Raw genomic sequence first — 2757 nt, 5'->3', positions numbered from 1 at the left:
GGCTACAATTACAACGTCGCCTGGGAAGGCCAGGGCTTCGTCGGCCGGTTCTTCCGCGTCGGAGCGAAGGTCGACTTCTAGGTCGTCCGACACTCGAAAAGATGGGGCCGCTCCAGCGATGGAGCGGCCCCTTTTTTGTCGAGCGATGATCGAGCGGTTCAGCCGACCGACAAGGTCAGCTTGCCGTCGCCTTCGTCGACCTTGACGGTCTGCCCGTCTTTGACCCCGCCCGACAGGATCAGGTCGGCGAGCGGGTCCTGCAGATAGCGCTGCACCGCGCGCTTCAACGGCCGCGCACCGTAAACCGGATCGTAGCCGACGCGGCCGAGCCAGTCGCGCGCCGCCTGGGTCAGGTCGACATTGATCTTGCGGTCGGCGAGCAATCTGCCGACGCGCGCGACCTGGATGTCGACGATCGGCGCCATCTCGCTCTGGCCGAGGCGGTGGAACAGGACGATCTCGTCGAGTCGGTTGAGGAATTCCGGGCGGAAATGCGCGCGGACGATTTCCATCACTTGCGGTTCGACGCTCGCCACGTCCTCACCGTCGCCCAGGCTGGTCAGGAACTGGCTGCCGAGGTTGGACGTCAGCACGATGATCGTATTCGTGAAGTCGACCGTGCGGCCCTGGCCGTCGGTTAGCCGCCCGTCATCGAGCACTTGAAGCAGGATGTTGAAGACATCGCCATGCGCTTTCTCGACCTCGTCGAACAACACGACCTGATAGGGTCGTCGGCGAACCGCTTCGGTTAGAACCCCACCTTCCTCGTAACCGACATAGCCCGGCGGCGCGCCGATCAGCCGCGCCACCGAATGCTTCTCCATGAACTCGCTCATGTCGATCCGGACCATCGCCGCGCTGTCGTCGAACAGGAATTCGGCGAGCGCCTTGGTCAGCTCGGTCTTGCCGACGCCGGTCGGGCCGAGAAACAGGAACGAGCCGAGCGGGCGATTGGGATCCTGCAAGCCGGCACGAGCGCGGCGCACGGCGGTGGAGACGGCGCGGACAGCATCGGCCTGGCCGATGACGCGCTTGCCGAGCTCTGCCTCCATGTTGAGCAGTTTCTCGCGCTCGCCTTCCATCATCCGGTCGACCGGGATGCCGGTCCAGCGACTGACCACCGCGGCGATGTCCTCGGCGGTGACTTCCTCGCGCAGCATCGCGCCCTTGGTCGATCCCTGCGCCTCGGCGAGCTGCTTCTCGAGCTGCGGGATGGTGCCGTAGGACAGCTCGCCTGCCTTGGCGAGGTCACCCGAACGCTGCGCCTGGTCGAGCGCGACGCGGGCATGGTCGAGCTGTTCCTTGAGCTTGGCCTCGGCGCCGATCTTGTCCTTCTCGGCCTGCCAGCGCTGCGTCAGTTCGGCCGATTGCTGCTCGAGATTGGCGAGCTCGCTTTCAAGATTGGCGAGCCGGTCCTTCGACGCCGCGTCCGATTCCTTCTTGAGCGCCTCGCGCTCGATCTTGAGCTGGATGATGCGGCGATCGAGCGTCTCGATCTCCTCGGGCTTGGACTCGACTTCCATGCGGATCCGGCTCGCCGCCTCGTCCATCAGGTCGATCGCCTTGTCGGGCAGGAAGCGGTCGGTGATGTAGCGGTTGCTGAGCGTCGCCGCCGACACCAAAGCCGCGTCGGTGATCCGCACGCCATGGTGCAGCTCGTATTTTTCCTTGAGGCCGCGCAGGATCGAGATCGTATCCTCGACTGTCGGCTCGCCGACGAAGACGGGCTGGAAGCGCCGCTGCAACGCCGGGTCCTTCTCGACGTACTTGCGATATTCGTCGAGTGTCGTGGCGCCCACGCAATGCAGTTCGCCGCGCGCCAGTGCCGGCTTCAACAGGTTCGAGGCATCCATCGCGCCGTCGGTTTTCCCCGCGCCGATCAGCGTGTGCATCTCGTCGATGAACAGGATGATGTCGCCCTCGGCCGCCTTGACCTCGTCGAGCACGCCCTTGAGCCGCTCCTCGAACTCACCGCGATATTTGGCGCCGGCGATGAGCGCGCCCAGGTCGAGCGCCATCAGCCGCCGGTCCTTGAGCGTATCGGGCACGTCGCCATTGGCGATGCGCAGCGCGAGACCCTCGGCGATCGCGGTCTTGCCGACGCCGGGCTCGCCGATCAGCGCGGGATTGTTCTTGGTGCGGCGCGCCAGGATCTGGATGGTGCGGCGGATTTCCTCATCGCGGCCGATGACGGGATCGAGCTTGCCGTCGCGCGCCGCCTCGGTCAGGTCGCGCGCGAATTTCTTGAGCGCGTCGTAGCGATCCTCGGCACCCGCGGTGTCGGCGGTGCGGCCGCCGCGCAGCTCGTTGATCGCTTCGTTGAGTTTCTCGGGAGTCGCGCCCGACGCCTTGATCGCCTTGCCGGCGGCCGTGTTGAGGCTGAGTGCCAGCGCGACCAGCAATCGCTCGACGGTGACATAGCTGTCGCCCGCTTTCTGCGCGATCTGCTCGGCCTGGTCGAGCACGCGCACCGCGTCATTGTTGAGCCCGGGCTGGTTCTGCGCGCCCGAACCGCTGACCGCCGGAATCTTCGACAGGGCGAGATCGGTTTCGCTCGCCGCCTTCTTCGCGTCGCCTCCGGCTTTCTGGATCAACCCGGCCGCAAGACCCTGCTCGTCTTCGAGCAATGCCTTCAGCAGGTGTTCGGGCGCGATCTGCTGGTGGTTCATGCGGATCGCCACGGTCAGCGCCGATTGCAGGAAGCCCTTGGCGCGATCGGTAAATTTTTCGAGGTTCATTCGTGGTCCCTGAAATTAG

1 protein-coding gene is annotated in these 2757 nt (G+C 65.3%); it reads right to left on the bottom strand.

The features are described from left to right. Nucleotides 1-158: 158 nt before the first annotated feature. Entirely contained in the window at nt 159-2738 is a 2580-nt protein-coding gene (clpB, locus tag ACTHJR_RS17945) for an ATP-dependent chaperone ClpB (RefSeq protein ID WP_440524724.1), read from the bottom strand. Nucleotides 2739-2757: the final 19 nt, after the last annotated feature.

Source organism: Sphingomonas sp., assembly GCF_051962185.1.
Classification (GTDB): Bacteria; Pseudomonadota; Alphaproteobacteria; order Sphingomonadales; family Sphingomonadaceae; genus Sphingomonas.
This window is presented reverse-complemented; position numbering and strand designations above follow the sequence as displayed.

Excerpts from the sequence above, each read along its gene's own strand:
- clpB (WP_440524724.1), bottom strand. The coding sequence starts at position 2,738 with ATGAACCTCGAAAAATTTACCGATCGCGCCAAGGGCTTCCTGCAATCG.